The sequence below is a fragment of the Streptomyces glaucescens genome, from assembly GCF_002154375.1.
GTDB lineage: Bacteria > Actinomycetota > Actinomycetes > Streptomycetales > Streptomycetaceae > Streptomyces > Streptomyces glaucescens.
Window position 1 is genome coordinate 1 of sequence record NZ_MUND01000350.1, and the last position, 16,955, is coordinate 16,955.

10 protein-coding genes are annotated in these 16,955 nt (G+C 69.5%); 7 read left to right on the forward strand and 3 right to left on the reverse strand.

The window, feature by feature from the left end:
• Nucleotides 1-10: 10 nt before the first annotated feature.
• Nucleotides 11-1,537, reverse strand: coding sequence for a glycosyltransferase family 87 protein (locus tag CCN42_RS22565; protein ID WP_086738253.1), 1,527 nt, complete (start codon nt 1,535-1,537; stop codon nt 11-13).
• A 157-nt stretch (nt 1,538-1,694) separates the two neighbouring features.
• Entirely contained in the window at nt 1,695-4,334 is a 2,640-nt protein-coding gene (locus CCN42_RS22570) for a transglycosylase domain-containing protein (RefSeq protein WP_211294776.1), read from the reverse strand.
• A gap of 375 nt (nt 4,335-4,709) precedes the next feature.
• On the opposite strand from CCN42_RS22570, the gene CCN42_RS22575 reads away from it, so the two are divergent.
• The 4 genes from CCN42_RS22575 to CCN42_RS22590 all read left to right on the forward strand — a co-directional run bounded on the left by CCN42_RS22575 (nt 4,710) and on the right by CCN42_RS22590 (nt 8,544).
• Nucleotides 4,710-5,393 (forward strand): PadR family transcriptional regulator, encoded by a 684-nt coding sequence (locus CCN42_RS22575; RefSeq protein ID WP_043502373.1) that lies wholly within the window; start codon nt 4,710-4,712, stop codon nt 5,391-5,393.
• 45 nt (nt 5,394-5,438) lie between these two features.
• Nucleotides 5,439-6,521: an inositol-3-phosphate synthase gene (locus CCN42_RS22580; RefSeq protein ID WP_086738255.1), complete on the forward strand. Its 1,083-nt coding sequence runs from the start codon at nt 5,439-5,441 to the stop codon at nt 6,519-6,521.
• A 126-nt stretch (nt 6,522-6,647) separates the two neighbouring features.
• Nucleotides 6,648-7,925 carry an MFS transporter gene (locus CCN42_RS22585; RefSeq protein WP_086738257.1) on the forward strand — a complete coding sequence of 426 codons (1,278 nt, stop codon included), beginning with the start codon at nt 6,648-6,650 and terminating at the stop codon, nt 7,923-7,925.
• A gap of 121 nt (nt 7,926-8,046) precedes the next feature.
• Nucleotides 8,047-8,544 (forward strand): LppU/SCO3897 family protein, encoded by a 498-nt coding sequence (locus CCN42_RS22590; RefSeq protein ID WP_086738260.1) that lies wholly within the window; start codon nt 8,047-8,049, stop codon nt 8,542-8,544.
• Nucleotides 8,545-8,663: 119 nt separating this feature from the next.
• Here the strand turns inward: CCN42_RS22590 and CCN42_RS22595 are convergent, their stop codons facing one another.
• On the reverse strand, nt 8,664-10,103 hold the full coding sequence (locus tag CCN42_RS22595; RefSeq protein ID WP_086738262.1) for a CCA tRNA nucleotidyltransferase: 1,440 nt from the start codon (nt 10,101-10,103) through the stop codon (nt 8,664-8,666).
• Between the two features lie 197 nt (nt 10,104-10,300).
• On the opposite strand from CCN42_RS22595, the gene CCN42_RS22600 reads away from it, so the two are divergent.
• The 3 genes from CCN42_RS22600 to CCN42_RS22610 all read left to right on the forward strand — a co-directional run bounded on the left by CCN42_RS22600 (nt 10,301) and on the right by CCN42_RS22610 (nt 16,882).
• Nucleotides 10,301-12,706, forward strand: coding sequence for a DUF6049 family protein (locus tag CCN42_RS22600; RefSeq protein ID WP_086738264.1), 2,406 nt, complete (start codon nt 10,301-10,303; stop codon nt 12,704-12,706).
• Nucleotides 12,707-12,750: 44 nt separating this feature from the next.
• Complete coding sequence (gene murJ, locus CCN42_RS22605) at nt 12,751-15,015, forward strand: murein biosynthesis integral membrane protein MurJ (protein WP_086738265.1); 2,265 nt, start codon at nt 12,751-12,753, stop codon at nt 15,013-15,015.
• Between the two features lie 139 nt (nt 15,016-15,154).
• Entirely contained in the window at nt 15,155-16,882 is a 1,728-nt protein-coding gene (locus CCN42_RS22610) for a protein kinase family protein (RefSeq protein ID WP_086738268.1), read from the forward strand.
• The last annotated feature ends 73 nt before the right edge of the window (nt 16,883-16,955 follow it).

Below are 16,955 nucleotides of genomic sequence, written 5' to 3' on the forward strand. Positions count from 1 at the left end.
AGATGTTCGCTCAGAGCGAACCGGGCGGGCCGGGAGGGCTGTCGGCCGCCTTCGACGTGCCCCATTCGACCTGGGGCCCCTGCGGTACCCCGAAGTGCGCGGCGTGGCGCGGTGGCCGGGCCGCTGCGCCCACCACGAAGACGTCCTCGGCTCCGTCGAGCACCCCTCCGGAGGGGTCGTCGTCGCCGTCCCGGCGCACCACGTCGCGCTCGGGCATGAGGATGTCGCGCACGACGACGGCACACAGGTACAGCGTGCCCAGCAGATGCACACCGATCGCCCAGTGGTAGCCCTCTGTCGGCAGTCCCTTGTGCGCGTCCCCGCTGGTCGTGTACGCGAGGTACATCCAGATGCCCAGGAAGTACATGACCTCGCAGGCCTGCCAGACGAGGAAGTCCCGCCACCGGGGCCGGGCCAGCGCGGCGAGCGGCACCAGCCACAGCACGTACTGCGGCGAGTAGACCTTGTTGGTGACGATGAACGCGGCGACGATCAGGAACGCCAGCTGGGCGAAGCGGGGACGGCGCGGGGCGGTGAGGGTGAGCGCCGCGACACCCACGCAGCACAGCAGCATCAGCAGCGTGGCGAAGGTGTTGACGGTCTCGGTGCCGAGCGGGTCGCTGGAGTTCTGCGCCATGATCAGCCAGAAGGACCCGAAGTCCACACCGCGTTCCTGGCTGAACCGGTAGAACTTCGACCACCCTTCGAAGGCGAACAGCATCACCGGCCCGTTCACCACCACCCAGGCGATGACCGCGCCTGCCAGCGCCTTGCCGAAGTCCCGCCACTTGCCCGCCCGCCAGCACAGCACGAACAACGGGCCGAGGAGGAAGACGGGATAGAGCTTGGCGGCCGTGGCGAGCCCGAGAAGGACACCGAAGGCGAGGGAGCGGCCCCGCGCCCACATCAGCATGGCGGCGGCCGTCAGGGCGACGGCCAGCAGGTCCCAGTTGATGGTGGCGGTCAGCGCGAAGGCGGGCGCCAGGGCGACGAGCAGACCGTCCCAGGGGCGCCGGGCATGAGTGCGGGTCACACAGACGGCGATGACGGCCGCGCAGACCATCAGCATCCCGGCATTGACCATCCAGTACCACTGCTCCTGGTGCTGGATGCTGCCGCTGCCCGGGGTGAGCCAGGCGGCGACCTCCATGAAGACGCCGGTCAGCACCGGATACTCCAGGAACTCCATGTCCCCGGGGAGCCGGTCGAAGTACGGCACGAGACCGTCGGCGAAGCCACGGCCCTGGTAGAGGTGCGGGATGTCCGAGTAGCACGCGTGCGTGTACTGCGAGCTGGCGCCGAAGAACCAGGCGCCGTTGTAGCAGGGCGCCTTCTGGACCAGCCCGAGAGCGAACACCCCGATCGCCACCAGCGCGATCACCCGTGCGGGAGTCCACCAGGACGTCCCGAGAAGGGCGCGCCGCCCGAGGGGGCCGCCGATCAGCTCACTGCCGGCCGCAGCGACCTCGTCGGCCTTCGTCGGCCGTACCGGGTCCGGCTCGTGCGCGCTCGTCCGCGTCGTTTCTGCACTGGGCATGGGGCACATCCTGCCGTACGCGCCTGAGAGTCCACGGTGTCGTCGGCCCAGGAGAGGGCTCCGAAAACGAAAGTGCCCCTGTTTCACGTGAAACACTTCGTTTCACGTGAAACAGGGGCATTCCCGCCACGCTCAGGACGAGCCGTGACGGTCGGCGTCACTCGCCGTCGGTGCCTCCGAAGAAGCCGCCGCTGCCATTTCCGCCATTGCCGTTCCCGTTGTCGGAGGACTCGGAAGTGCTGGGCGAGGGGCTCACCTCGTCCTCACCGCCGTCACCACCGCCGTTTTCACCACCGCCGTTCTCGTTGCACCAGCCGAAGGCACAGCTCTCGCTCACCGACGGGCTGGGCGTGGGCTCGGGCTCTGACGTGCTCGGCGTCGGGCTGGGCTCCTCGGTCTCGGTCTCGGTGGGCTTCACGGTCACCGAAGGCGTCGGGGACGGGGCGCCGACCTGGTCGAAGACCTCACCGATCGGGGTGGGCTCCGGGAACCCGGGGTCGGGCTTCCCCTTGAGCGCCACCTTCATGTACTCGGTCCACACCGAGGTCGGGATGTCACCACCGTGGATGGAGTCGTCACCGGCCGTGCCGTTCATGGAGAGCAGCTCGTGGCTCTTGGGGTTCTCGCGGAACATCGCGACCGCGGTGGACAGCTGCTGGGTGTAGCCCACGAACCACGCGGACTTGTTCTCGTCGGTGGTACCGGTCTTGCCGGCCGCCGTCCGTCCCAGGGCCTTGGCGTTCTTACCCGTACCGTTCTCGATGACGTTCTCGAGAACCTTCGTGACGTTGTTGGCCACGTTCTCGGGCATCGCCTGCGCGGTCTTCGGCTTCTCGAAGCCGGGCACGGGCTGGCCGCTGTGCTTGACCTCCTTCACCGAGTACGGATCGGCCTGCTTGCCGGATGCCGCGAAGGTCGCGTAGGAGTCGGCCATGCGGATCGCGCTGGGCGTCGAGGTGCCGAGCGCGAACGACGGGTTGATGTCGGAGAAGCTCTGCTTGAGGATGCCGGTGCCCTCGGCGACCTGCGCCACCTTCTCCATGCCGACATCGACACCGAGCTGCACGAACGGCGTGTTCACGGACTGCTCCATCGCCTTGTGCAGGGTGATGTAGCCCCAGGGGAAGTCGCTCTCGTTCTCCTGGTAGAAGAGCGAGTTGTCCTTCTTGAGGTAATAGCTGCCGTCCGGCTTCTGGACCTTGAGGTGGTCGTTGCCGTTGTACTTGCTCATCGGCGAGACGCCGACGCCGTCGCTCTTGTACGTGCCGTACTGCATGGCCGCGGCGAGCACGTACGGCTTCCACGTCGAACCGACGGGCACACCGGCGGTGTCGGCGTTGTTGTTGAAGTGGCCGTTCTCGTAGCCCGCGCCGCCGTAGAGGGCGACGATCGCGCCGTCATTGGGCTTGACCGACGCGGCGCCGAACTGGACGTGCTGGTCCAGCTCCCGCTTGGGGTCGAGGCGCTCCTTCTCGATCTTCTTGACGGCCTTGGCGAGGGCGTCGACCTTGTCCTTCTCGAAGGTCGTGTAGATCTGGTAACCGCCCTGGTCGAACTGGGCCTCCGTGATCTCGGAGTGGGCCAGCACGTACTTCTTGGCGGTGTCGACCAGGTAGCTGACCTGGCCGGTCATGCCCTTGATCGCCTTGCGGCCCTGGGGCTCGGGGTACTCGCTGACGGCCTTCTGGTAGTCGGCGTCCGAAAGGTGGCCGTCCTTGTTCATCTCGCCGAGGATCCAGCGCCACCGCTTCTCGGAACGCTCGCGGTTGGCGGCCGGGGTCGCCGACTTGTCGAGGTTCTCGTTACCGGCCGGGTCGTAGTACGTCGGGCCCTTCAGCAGCGCCGCGAGGAAGGCGCACTCGCTCGCGTCGAGGTCCTCCGCGTCCTTGCCGTAGTAGGTCTGGGCGGCGGCCTGGATGCCGTACGCGCCCCGGCCGTAGTACGAGGTGTTGAGGTAACCCTGCAGGATCTCGCTCTTGTCGAGCTTCGTCCCCACCTTGATCGAGATGAACATCTCCTTGAACTTCCGGGAGACGGTCTGCTCCTGGCTCAGGTAGGTGTTCTTGACGAACTGCTGGGTGATCGTCGAACCGCCCTGCGTGTCACCCCCGGTCGCCATGTTGGCCAGGGCGCGGGCGATGCCCATGGGGTCGACGCCGGAGTCCTCGTAGAACGTCTTGTTCTCAGCGGAGATCACCGCCCACTGCATGTCCTTGGGGATCTGCTCGATGGTGACGTTCTGCCGGTTCTCGCCGGAACCGGTCGCCACCATCTGGGTGCCGTCCGCCCAGTAGTAGACGTTGTTCTGCGACAGCGCGGCGGCGTTCTCCTCGCTGGGGACGCTCACCATCGCGTAGCCGATGCCCGCGATGGCGACCAGGCTGCCGAGGAAGCCCAGGAAGAGACCGGAGACCAGCTTCCACGAGGGCACCCAGCGCTGCCAGCCGTACTTGCCGGCGCGCGGGTAGTCGATGATCCGCTGGCGGTCGGAGGCGGTGGTCCGCCCCCGGCCTCGCCCGGGTCCGGGCGGTCCGCCGGGACCACGCCGCCCGTTCTCGGGCGCTCGACGGCGGCCCGCGCTGTTCCGCTGAGCCGCGCGTCGGGCCTCGGCGCGGCCGCCGTACGGCCGCTCCTCCCCTCCCGGCACGGCGGATCCCGACCCATAGGTGTCGGCAGGGGACCCGGTGGCGCCTCGCGGTGCCGCTCGGCGGCCGGAGGCAGAGCCGGACTGGCCGCGTCGGGCCGCGGCACGTCCGCCTCCCTGCGGCTGCGGCGGTTTGCGACGGTGCTCGCTCATCGAACGACTACTCCTCGGGCAGGCGCACCCTTGCGCGCCTGGAAACGGCGGCTGGTTTCCGGTCCCCCCGAAGTACGGACGCGGTCGGTCCCGCATTCACCCGTACTGCACCAGGGACAAGGACGCCCCCGGACGCAACTCGGTTCCCGGTGGTGTGCATGCCGCACAGACTACGCAGCGCCAAAACCCGCCTAGCTCCGAAGTTCACCCCAAACCAGGCAACTCGCTTCCCACGAATCGGTGATGTGACGCCGTTCACGATTCCCCCTCTTGTCGCGGGAGGGGGGCCGTTCTATCGTGCTGATGTATCGAGTCGATACATCAGCACGACATAAAGACCGTGACAGGCACGACCGCGGAAGAGGGGAGGCGACCATGAGCCGGCGTTCCGGGATCCTTGAGTTCGCCGTACTCGGCCTGCTCCGCGAATCCCCCATGCACGGCTATGAGCTGCGCAAACGACTCAATACGTCACTGGGTGTGTTCCGCGCGTTCAGCTACGGGACCCTCTACCCCTGCCTCAAGACGCTGGTCGCAAACGGCTGGTTGATCGAAGAACCGGGCCATACAGCCGAGGAGGCGCCGGCCGCCCCGCTCGCGGGCCGACGCGCCAAGATCGTCTACCGGTTGACGGCAGAAGGTAAGGAGCACTTCGAACAGCTGCTCTCGCAGACCGGCCCGGACGCGTACGAGGACGAGAGCTTCGCCGCGCGGTTCGCCTTCTTCGGTCAGACCTCGCGCGACGTACGCATGCGTGTGCTGGAAGGCCGTCGCAGCCGGCTGGAGGAGCGTCTGGAGAAGATGCGCGCCTCCCTGGCGCGCACCCGAGAGCGCCTCGACGACTACACCCTCGAGCTCCAGCGCCACGGAATGGAGTCCGTGGAGCGCGAAGTGCGCTGGCTGAACGAGCTCATCGAGAGCGAGCGGGCCGGGCGGGACCTTCACGGTTCCGCCTCCGGGGAGCCCGCTCAGCAGGACACCACATCTGGAGCGACGGGCGGCCTGCCCCGGCCCGGGGACGACACCCGGCCGGATACGCCCGACGACACCGCCACGTGAGACCCCCGTCAGGGCCTCACCGAGTACACACAGGGAGCAACCGGAATGGGTTCGGTTCGCGTAGCCATCGTCGGCGTCGGCAACTGCGCCGCGTCGCTGGTGCAGGGAGTCGAGTACTACAAGGACGCCGACCCGGCGTCCAAGGTCCCCGGCCTGATGCACGTGCAGTTCGGCGACTACCACGTCCGTGACGTGGAGTTCGTCGCCGCGTTCGATGTCGACGCGAAGAAGGTCGGCCTCGACCTCGCGGACGCCATCGGCGCCTCCGAGAACAACACCATCAAGATCTGCGACGTGCCGAACACGGGCGTGACCGTTCAGCGCGGCCACACCCTCGACGGCCTCGGCAAGTACTACCGCGAGACCATCGAGGAGTCCGCCGAGGAGCCGGTCGACGTCGTCCAGGTCCTCAAGGACAAGCAGGTCGACGTCCTCGTCTGCTACCTGCCCGTCGGCTCCGAGGACGCGGCGAAGTTCTACGCCCAGTGCGCCATCGACGCCAAGGTCGCCTTCGTCAACGCCCTCCCGGTCTTCATCGCCGGCACCAAGGAGTGGGCGGACAAGTTCACCGAGGCGGGCGTCCCGATCGTCGGCGACGACATCAAGTCCCAGGTCGGCGCCACCATCACGCACCGCGTCATGGCGAAGCTGTTCGAGGACCGCGGTGTCATCCTGGACCGCACGATGCAGCTGAACGTCGGCGGCAACATGGACTTCAAGAACATGCTCGAGCGCGAGCGCCTGGAGTCCAAGAAGATCTCCAAGACGCAGGCCGTGACCTCGCAGATCCCCGACCGGGACCTCGGCGAGAAGAACGTCCACATCGGCCCGTCCGACTACGTCGCGTGGCTCGACGACCGCAAGTGGGCCTACGTCCGCCTCGAGGGCCGCGCCTTCGGTGACGTTCCGCTGAACCTCGAGTACAAGCTCGAGGTCTGGGACTCCCCGAACTCCGCGGGTGTCATCATCGACGCCCTGCGCGCCGCGAAGATCGCCAAGGACCGCGGCATCGGCGGCCCGATCCTGTCGGCGTCGTCGTACTTCATGAAGTCCCCGCCGGTCCAGTACTTCGACGACGTGGCCCGCGAGAGCGTCGAGAAGTTCATCAAGGGCGAAGTCGAGCGCTGAGCGAGACAGGGCGCTGTGCGCTGAGCGAGACAGACGCTGTGCGCTGACGCTCCCCTTCCTGTGGGTCGTCGAGGGTCCCCGAGGGCATTGCCGTCGGGGACCTTCCCCGTATGTGAGGCTGGCCCCATGGCCGTCGTACGCGATCTGCGGGTCCTGCTCCGATTCCGGAACTTCCGGCGGCTGCTCGCCGTACGACTGCTCTCCCAGGGCGCCGACGGCGTCTACCAGGTCGGCCTCGCCACCTACGTCGTCTTCTCCCCGGAGAAGCAGACCTCGCCCGCCGCGATCGCCTCCGCCATGGCGGTCCTGCTGCTGCCGTACTCCCTGGTGGGCCCCGTCGCCGGCGTGCTGCTCGACCGCTGGCGCCGCCGGCAGGTCTTCGTCCACGGCAACGGGCTGCGTGCCCTGCTGGCCACGGCGACAGCGCTGCTGATGATCAGTCACGTTCCGGACTGGCTCTTCTACGTCTCCGCCCTCTGTGTCACCGCGGTCAACCGCTTCGTGCTCTCCGGCCTGTCCGCTTCGCTGCCGCGCGTGGTCGACGCCGAGCGGCTGGTGGTCGCCAACTCTCTCTCCCCGACCGCCGGGACACTGGCCGCGACCGCCGGTGGCGGCCTCGCCTTCGTCGTGCGGCTGGCCGTGTCCGACTCCGACGCCGCGGTGGTGCTGCTGGGAGCCGTGCTGTACCTGTGCGGGGCCGCGGCGGCCCTGCGGATGCCCCGGGGTCTGCTCGGCCCGGATCCGGCCCTGGTACGGCCGCGGTTGGCCGCGGCGTTTTCCGGGGCCCTCCAGGACCTGACGGCGGGCGTACGCCATCTCGCCGCGCCCGCCCGCCGGGAGGCCGCCTGGGCGCTCGCGTCGATGACGCTGATGCGGTTCTGCTACGGCGCCCTCATGGTCATGCTGCTGATGCTCTGCCGGTACGCGTTGGCCTCGGAGCCGGACGACGGCCTCGCCCTGCTGGGGCTCGCGCTGGGAGTGTCCGGGGCCGGATTCTTCGTCGCGGCCGTGGTGACGCCCTGGACGGCCGGACGGCTCGGCCCCGGCCGCTGGATCGCGGTGTGCGCCGGAGTGGCGGCCGTACTCGAACCGGCCCTGGGGCTGCCCTTCACCACCGGGCCACTGCTCGTGGCCGCCTTCGTGCTGGGGCTGACCACCCAGGGCGCGAAGATCGCGACGGACACCGTCGTGCAGTCCTCCGTCGAGGACGGTTTCCGCGGCCGGACGTTCTCCGTCTACGACGTTCTGTTCAACGTCGCCTTCGTGGCCGCGGCCGGGGTGGCCGCACTGATCCTGCCGCCCGACGGCCGCTCCCCGGCGCTGGTGCTCGGGGTGGCCGGAATCTACGGGGCGGTTGCGGTGACTATGGCCCGCTTTGAGTCTCGGCGAGTGTCACATCAATGACACAGACCCGCTCCCGGGCGCTGTGCTGTCAGTGCGGCCCGATAACTTACGTGGGTCTTATTCAGTCTTTATGTGCGTCGTTCCACCGCGTCACGCACCCAGTTTCTAGGGGGACCCCCAAGTGACCACTCCGCCGCCCCAGGGCAACCCGTTCGCGCAGGGCCAGCCGCAGGGGCAGAACCCCTTCGCACAGGGGCAGCCGCAGGCCCCCTACGGCCAGCAGCCCGGCTTCCCGCAGCAGGGTGGCGCGCCCTTCGCCCCCGCCCCGGCGCCGCGACGCAAGCTCAGCTTCAAGATGATCAAGAACATCGTCATCGTGATCGCGGTGGGCACCGCGGTCATCGGCGGTTTCATAGCCAGCCGGGACGACGCCAACACCGCGGCCGTCGGCGACTGCATGCACCGGGGCAACAGCGACGACAACAACCCGGACCTGGAGGTCGTCGACTGCAAGGACTCCAAGGCCGAGTACGTCGTGCTGGCCAAGGTCGAGGGGTCCTTCTCCGCGCTCACCGCCGAGTCCAAGTGCGCCGCAGAAGCCAAGGACTTCCAGTACTCGTACACCGAGTCCGGCGACGGCAGCGACTTCCTGCTCTGCCTGAAGGACTACACCAAGTAGGGCAGACAGAGAGAGGGGCGATGTTCCACGTGAAACATCGCCCCTCTTCACATCCGGGAGGTCCGGTGCGCCTTGTGCGAAGGTCGTGTTTCACGTGAAACACGACCGCGTCCCAGCGCTCAGCTCTGCGCGGCCCACCACTCCTTGAGTGCCGCGACCGCCTCGTCATGCTCCATCGGCCCGTTCTCGAGCCGGAGCTCCAGCATGTGCTTGTAGGCCTGCCCCACCTCGGGGCCCGGCTTGATGTCCAGGATCTCCATGATCTGGTTGCCGTCGAGGTCGGGGCGGATGGAGTCCAGCTCCTCCTGCTCCTTCAGCTGGGCGATGCGTTCCTCCAGACCGTCGTACGCCCGGGACAGCGCGGCCGCCTTGCGCTTGTTCCGCGTCGTGCAGTCGGAACGGGTCAGCTTGTGCAGCCGGTCGAGGAGAGGACCCGCGTCCCGGACATAGCGGCGCACCGCGGAGTCGGTCCACTCGCCGGTGCCGTAGCCGTGGAAACGCAGATGCAGCTCGACCAGCCGGGAAACGTCCTTGACCAGCTCATTGGAGTACTTCAGCGCGGTCATGCGCTTCTTGGTCATCTTCGCCCCGACCACCTCGTGGTGGTGGAACGAGACCCTGCCGTCCTTCTCGAAGCGACGGGTGCGCGGCTTGCCGATGTCGTGCAGCAGCGCGGCCAGCCGGAGGGTCAGGTCCGGGCCGTCGTGCTCCAGCGCGATCGCCTGCTCCAGGACGATCAGGGTGTGCTCGTAGACGTCCTTGTGCCGGTGGTGCTCGTCGCTCTCCAGGCGCAGGGCCGGCAACTCGGGCAGCACACGCTGGGCCAGCCCGGTGTCGACCAGCAGCGTCAGCCCCTCGCGGGGGTGGGCGGAGAGGATCAGCTTGTTCAGCTCGTCCCGCACCCGCTCGGCCGAGACGATCTCGATCCGCTCGGCCATCTCCGTCATCGCCGTGACGACCTCGGGGGCCACCTCGAAATCGAGCTGGGCCGCGAACCGGGCGGCTCGCATCATCCGCAGCGGATCGTCCGAGAAGGACTCCTCGGGGGTGCCCGGGGTGCGCAGCACCCGCGCCGCGAGATCGTCGAGACCGCCGTACGGATCGATGAACTCGTTCTCCGGCAGCGCCACCGCCATCGCGTTCACGGTGAAGTCACGCCGGACGAGGTCTTCCTCGATGGAGTCGCCGTACGAGACCTCCGGCTTGCGCGAGGTCCGGTCATAGGCCTCCGACCGGTAGGTGGTCACCTCGATCTGGTAACCGTCCTTCTGCGCTCCGACCGTGCCGAACGCGATGCCGACGTCCCAGACGGCGTCCGCCCAGGGCCGCACGATCTTCAGGACGTCCTCGGGGCGGGCATCGGTCGTGAAGTCCAAGTCGTTGCCGAGCCGGCCGAGCAGCGCGTCCCGCACCGAGCCACCGACCAGGGCGAGTGAGAACCCGGCCTCCTGGAAGCGGCGTGCGAGGTCGTCGGCGACAGGGGCGACGCGCAGCGGTTCGGTCACCGTGCGGTGCTCCTGGGCGAGGGCGCTGGGGGTTTCTTCGTTGGCGTTCGGCACAACAGAAGAGGGTACGTGGCCGGGACGACCCCAGGCGCCCGAATTGAGCCCGCCCGGCCGACGCCATGGAGAGGCTGGCGCCCACGGTCCCCCGATCTTGTGGAGCAGTCCGCGGCACTTCCTCTCAGCGCGCATCGTTACCATGCGTGGACGCACATTCCGACGACCACTGACGACGACGAGGGACGGGCGAGCGCGTGGCCGAGGCGGCAGACATCCAGGGGACGTGTCCCTCACCTGCCCGCCGGTGGCTGCTGCGCACCGGAGCACTGCTGGCGGGGGCACCCCTGCTGGCCGGCCTCTTCCAGCTGCCCACCGCACCGACCGCGGACGCCGTGGGCCGGACCTCCGCGAAGGCCGCCTCGGACTCCCGCACGGTGGCCGTCGCCCTCGACTCGCTCAGCCCCGCCGTCCCCACGGACGGCGACACCCTGACCGTCTCGGGCACGGTGACCAACAACGGCAAGGAGACGATCACCGACGCCCAGGTGGACCTGAGCGTCGGCCCCGAGCTGACCGCCCGCTCGGACATCGACACCGCCGCCAAGAACACCGGCTACGTCCCGGGAGCCGACGGCACCGAGGTCGGCGGGGACTACACCCAGGAGTTCTCCAAGCTCACCCCGGGCGTCTCCGAGCGCTTCAGCATCTCCGTCCCGGTCGACGAGCTGGATCTCGGCGACGACGGCGTCTACCAGTTCGGTGTCTCCCTGACCGGTGAGACCGCCGCGCAGCCGTGGGGTCGGGTGCTGGGCTTCCAGCGGACGTTCCTGCCCTGGCAGCCCGACGAGGCGGAGCCGAGGACGAAGACGACGTTCCTGTGGCCGCTGATCTCCACGGCCCGCGTGACGGCGGAGACGGGTTCGAACGAGCAGCAGACGCCGGTCTTCCTCAACGACGACCTCGCCGAGGAGATCGCCCCGGGCGGCCGGCTGGCGCAGATGCTGGCACTCGGCAAGAACCTCGACGTCACCTGGGTGATCGACCCGGACCTGCTGGCCTCCGTCGACGCGATGACACGCGGCTACGAGGTGCAGGACGGCGACGACACCAGGCCGGGGCGCCAGCAGGCGGTCGCGAAGCAGTGGCTCGCCGAGCTGCAGAAGGCGGTGGCCGACAAGGAGGTGGTCGCGCTGCCCTTCGCCGACCCCGACCTCGCCTCCCTCGCCCACAACGGCACGGACGTCACCGGCTCGCTCAGCCAGTACAAGGCGGCCACGGATGTCGCGGCCCTCACCGTGGAGTCGATCCTCCACGTGAAGCCGAGCACCGACTTCGCCTGGCCCGTCGACGGTGCGGTCGACCCGTCGATCGTGAAGGTCGCCACCTCCGCGGGGGCCGACCGGGTGATCGCGCGCAGCGACAGCCTCCAGGAGACCAGCGGGTTGTCGTACACGCCGTCCGCGGCCCGCCCCATCGGCGGCGGCACCACCGCGGTCGTCGCGGACGCCCGGCTCTCCAGGGCCTTCGAGGGGGACCTGACCAAGGCGTCCGCCGGCACGCTCGCCGTGCAGCGGTTCCTCGCCCAGAGCCTCGCGCTGAACCTCCAGACGGGCAAACAGCGCAGCATCGTCGTCGCGCCGCAGCGGATGCCGACCGCGAGCCAGGCCCGGGCGATGGCGGAAGCAGTCACGGCCCTCCAGGGCGGCACCTGGACGGAGACCCAGGAGCTGACCACCGCCGCCGAGGCGAAGCCGGACCCCGAGGCCACCACGAAGGTCCCGTCGGCCTCGTCCTACCCGCGCGCGCTGCGCAAGCAGGAGCTGCCCCGCGAGGCCTTCGAGCAGATCGCGCGCACGCAGGCCAAGCTCGACGACTTCAAGGTCATCCTCACCTTCCCGTCGCGCGTGGTGACCCCGTTCGGACGGGCCATAAACCGTGAGATGTCCACGTCCTGGCACGGCCGCCCTGCCGAGGCACGCAGCTACCGCGACGGGGTGGAGGGCTATCTCAAGGATCTGACCGAACAGGTCAAGCTGATCCAGAAGTCCGAGACCAAGCTCTCCGGCCGCAGCGCCACCATCCCGGTGTCCGTGCAGAACAACCTGGTGCAGGGCGTCGACCACCTGGTCCTGCGGCTCACCTCCACCAGCCCCACCCGACTGGAGATCGGCGGCAAGGCCTACTACGAGCAGCCCGTCACCGTCTCCGGCGGACACAGCCAGTCGGTGAAGTTCACCACGTCCGCCAACGCCAACGGCCGGGTGGCCGTGGTCGCCCAGCTCTTCACCCAGGACGGCAAGCCGTACGGGGAGGCCGTCCAGTTCGATGTGAAGGTCACCGAGATCACCGCCACCGTGATGCTGGTGATCGGCGGCGGTGTCCTCCTGCTGGTCCTCGCCGGCTTCCGCATGTACACCCAGCGCAAGCGGGCAGCCGCCCGGGAGACCGAGGCGGAGGGCCAGGACCGGGCCGACGCCGCGGCGGACGCCGACCAGCCCGCCGACATGCCGGAGAACCCGGACGACCCCGGGGAGCGTCCCGGGGAGGAGTCCGCCACTCGGGCCGGGGCAGGCGACCCGGAGCAGCCGAGTGACCCGACACCGGACACCGCAGCGGAAAGCGCCGACCCGTCCGGCACGGGTGAGAGAGTGGACCGTTGAGGATGTCGTGGCCGGTGGGCCCGGGACGATGAGGTGGGGCAAGCATGAACGCGCCGTACGACGGTGACCGCGGCCAGGCCGCGGGCAGCTCGGGCTACCCCGAGGGCCCGCCGCCCGAGCACGGCCAGGTGCCGCCGCAGCACCCGGCGGACATGTATCTCCAGGACGCCTACGACCAGGACCCGTACCGGGCGCAGGACCTCACCGCCCAGGACCCGGTCGGCGAGGCGCTCTACGACCGTGCCGCGCACCCTCCGCCGCCCCCGGGCACGTATCCGCCGCCGGAGCCGCTGTACGCCCAGCCGCCGCAGTCGCCGTACGCCCCCGACCCCACCGTGTGGGCGCAGACGCCGGCGCCCGAGCCGGACGGGGCCACCCAGTACCTGCCGTACGGCGACGACCCGCGCACCACGCAGTACGTGGGCGTCGACGACCTGGTCACCCAGGCCGCCGAGGAGCGCCCCGAGCACGACGCCTTCGCCCATCTCTTCCGCGACCAGCAGCAGGCCGGCCTCCGCCCGCCGATGGACCACCCCGGGGTGCCGGGACCGGCCGCAGCACCCGGCCACGGGCAGGGTCCGGTCCCGCAGTACGGCTCACCCGAGCACTACCAGGTGCCCGAGCAGCAGGAGCCCGAGCCCCCGGCTCCGGCGCCCGCCGTGCCCGCCCAGAAGAAGGGCGGCCGCGCCGCCGGGCTGCTGAAGTCGAGCGCCGTGATGGCGGCGGGCACGATGGTCTCCCGCATCACCGGTTTCATCCGCTCCGCGATGATCGTCTCGGCGCTGGGCCTGATGCTCCTCGGCGAGTCCTTCCAGGTGGCCTACCAGCTGCCGACCATGATCTACATCCTGACGGTCGGCGGCGGCCTCAACTCGGTCTTCGTCCCGCAGCTCGTGCGGGCTATGAAGGACGACGAGGACGGCGGCGAGGCCTACGCCAACCGGCTGCTGACCCTGGTCATGGTGGCGCTCGGCGTCCTGACCGTCGTCGCCATGCTCGGCGCTCCGCTCCTGGTGCGTGCCCTGTCGAACCCGCTGGCCTCGGACCCCGCCGCGTTCGATGTCGCCGTCACCTTCACCCGCTACTTCCTGCCCTCGATCTTCTTCATGGGCATCCACGTGGTGATGGGCCAGATCCTCAACGCGCGCGGCCGCTTCGGCGCGATGATGTGGACGCCGGTCCTGAACAACGTCGTCATCATCGTGACGCTGGGCCTGTTCCTGTGGGTGTACGGCACCGCCGAGCACTCCGGCATGACCGTCGAGAACATCCCGCAGGAGGGCGTCCGCCTGCTGGGCATCGGCATCCTGCTCGGCCTCGTCGTCCAGGCCCTCGCGATGATCCCGTACCTGCGCGAGACCGGCTTCAGGCTGCGGCTGCGGTTCGACTGGAAGGGCCACGGTCTCGGCAAGGCCGCGATGCTCGCCAAGTGGACCATCCTGTTCGTCCTCGCCAACCAGGCGGGCGCCCTGGTCGTCACCCAGCTGGCCACCGCCTCGGTCGTGGACACCAAGATCGACGGCACCGGCTTCAGCGCCTACGCCAACGCCCAGCTCATCTGGGGTCTGCCCCAGGCCATCATCACCGTCTCCCTCATGGCCGCGCTGCTGCCGCGCATCTCCCGCTCGGCCGCCGAGGACGACACCGGCGCCGTCCGCGACGACATCTCCCAGGGCCTGCGCACGACCGCCGTCGCGATCGTCCCGCTCGCCTTCGGCTTCGTCGCCCTCGGCGTCCCGATGTGCACCCTGATCTTCGGCTCCTCCGGCACCACGGCCGCCACGAACATGGGCTACATGCTGATGGCCTTCGGCCTCGGCCTGATCCCGTACTCCGTGCAGTACGTCGTGCTGCGCGCCTTCTACGCCTACGAGGACACCCGCACCCCCTTCTACAACACGGTCATCGTGGCCGCGGTCAACGCGGGCGCGTCCGCGCTCTGCTTCCTGCTGCTGCCCGCCCGCTGGGCGGTCGTCGGCATGGCCGCCTCGTACGGCCTGGCCTACGTCACCGGCGTCGGCGTCGCCTGGCGCCGGCTGCGCAAGCGGCTGGGCGGCGACCTGGACGGCTCGCGCGTGCTGCGGACCTACGCCCGGCTGAGCATCGCCTCGGTGCCTGCGGCACTGCTGAGCGGCGCGGCCTGCTACGGCATCACCCAGGCCCTCGGCCAGGGGGTCGTCGGCTCGTTCGCGGCGCTGCTGGCCGGCGGGGCCGTCCTGCTGGGGATCTTCTACTTCGCGGCCCGCCGGATGCGGATCGAGGAGCTGAACTCGCTGGTCGGCATGGTCCGCGGCCGACTGGGCCGCTGAAACGGGGGGCAGGCGCACAACCTTCGTCCGCCATCGTGTGTCGTGCATAGCGGCGGACTGTGGGCACAATTGGTTCTCGGCGTCGGACGGCGCGCACGGGGTCGTACGGCGCGCAATGGATGGGGAGGCAGGAACGACGGTGGCGGAACGAAGCACAGCTGCCGTCGACGTGGCAGACAACAGCGGCGAGGAGCCGCTGACCGCCAAGGCGGACCAGGCGGACCAGTCCACGGCCGACGGGGTGGCCCAGAAGCGGGAGCGGGACACGGAACACGACGAGGCACAGGGGAGTGGCGGGACGGAGGGTCCCGGGAACAAGGCCTCGGCGCCTGAGCTGCACAGCGGTCACAAGCTCGCCAGACGCTACCGGCTGGAGGACTGCGTCACCCGCCTGGACGGTTTCAGCAGCTGGCGCGCGGTCGACGAGAAACTCCGCCGTGCCGTCGGCGTCCACGTCCTGCCCGCCGACCACACCCGCGCCCGTGCCGTCCTCGCCGCGGCCCGCTCCTCCGCGCTGCTCGGCGACCCCCGCTTCGTTCAGGTCCTCGACGCCGTCGAGGAGAACGACCTCGTGTACGTCGTCCACGAGTGGCTGCCCGACGCCACCGAGCTGACCACCCTGCTCTCCGCCGGGCCCCTGGAGCCGCACGACGCGTACCAGATGGTCAGCCAGCTCTCCTCCGCCATGGCCGCCGCGCATCGCGAGGGCCTGGCCCATCTGCGCCTGAACCCCAACGCCGTGCTGCGCACCTCCACCGGGCAGTGGCGCATCCGCGGCCTCGCCGTGAACGCCGCCCTGCGCGGCATCGCTTCGGAGACCCCGCAGCGCGCCGACACGGAGGCCATCGGCGCTCTGCTGTACGCCGCCCTCACCCAGCGCTGGCCGTACGAGAACGACGCCCACGGCCTGTCCGGGCTGCCCAAGGACATCGGGCTGATCGCCCCGGACCAGGTGCGCGCCGGTGTCCACCGCGGTCTGTCCGAGCTCGCCATGCGCGCGCTCGCCAACGACGGCGCGACCGCCTCCCGCCACGAGTCCCCCTGCACCACGCCGGAGGAACTGGTCAAGGCGATCAGCGAGATGCCCCGCATCCGCCCGCCGGAGCCGGCGTTCACCGCCCCGCCGGAGTACCAGCGCACGACCTACCAGCAGGGTTCGTACGGCCGCGCTCCCGCGCACCCCGGCGTCACCCAGCCGGTGCCGGCCCCGCCGCCCCCGCTGCAGAGCCGAACCGGCAAGGCCCTGAAGTGGGCTGTCTCGACACTGTTGATCGCGGCCCTGGGCCTGGGCAGCTGGCAGCTCGCGGACGCCCTGATGGACCAGGGGAGCGAGCCGAAGACCCCGGCCCCCTCCCCCTCCGCCGTCGGCGACGAGAAGCCGGCGGCTCCCAAGAAGCTCACGGTCCAGGGGGCCGTGGAGTACTACCCGGACGGGTCTCCTCAGGACGCCGATGGCGTCGCGAACACGTACGACGAGGACAGCACGTCGTACTGGCGCACCAAGAGCTACTACGAAGGGCCAGAACTCGCGCCCTTCAAGCAGGGCGTCGGCATCATGTACGACCTGGGCGCGGACGAGGACGTCTCCAGCGTCTCCATCTCCCTGCGGCACACCGGTGACCACACCACCCTCACGATGTACGCAGCGGATGCGCTTTCTTCTTCCGCCCCTCTGGAGTCCATGAAGAAGATCGTCACGGCGGAAGCCTCGGGCCCCGTGGCGAAACTGCAGGCCAAGAAGCCGGTCAAGACGCGCTACGTATTGATCTGGCTCACGGCAGCGCCCTACGCCGACGGCGACCAGTTCAGCGGATCCGGATACAAGCAGGCGATAACGGACGTGTCATTCCTCGGCACCAGCACGTAGCCGCACCGGTCCACCGGTGAGAGGCTGGGCGCGACCAGCTTGAATGCCTCAAGGAAAGTTGACGGGGAGGGGA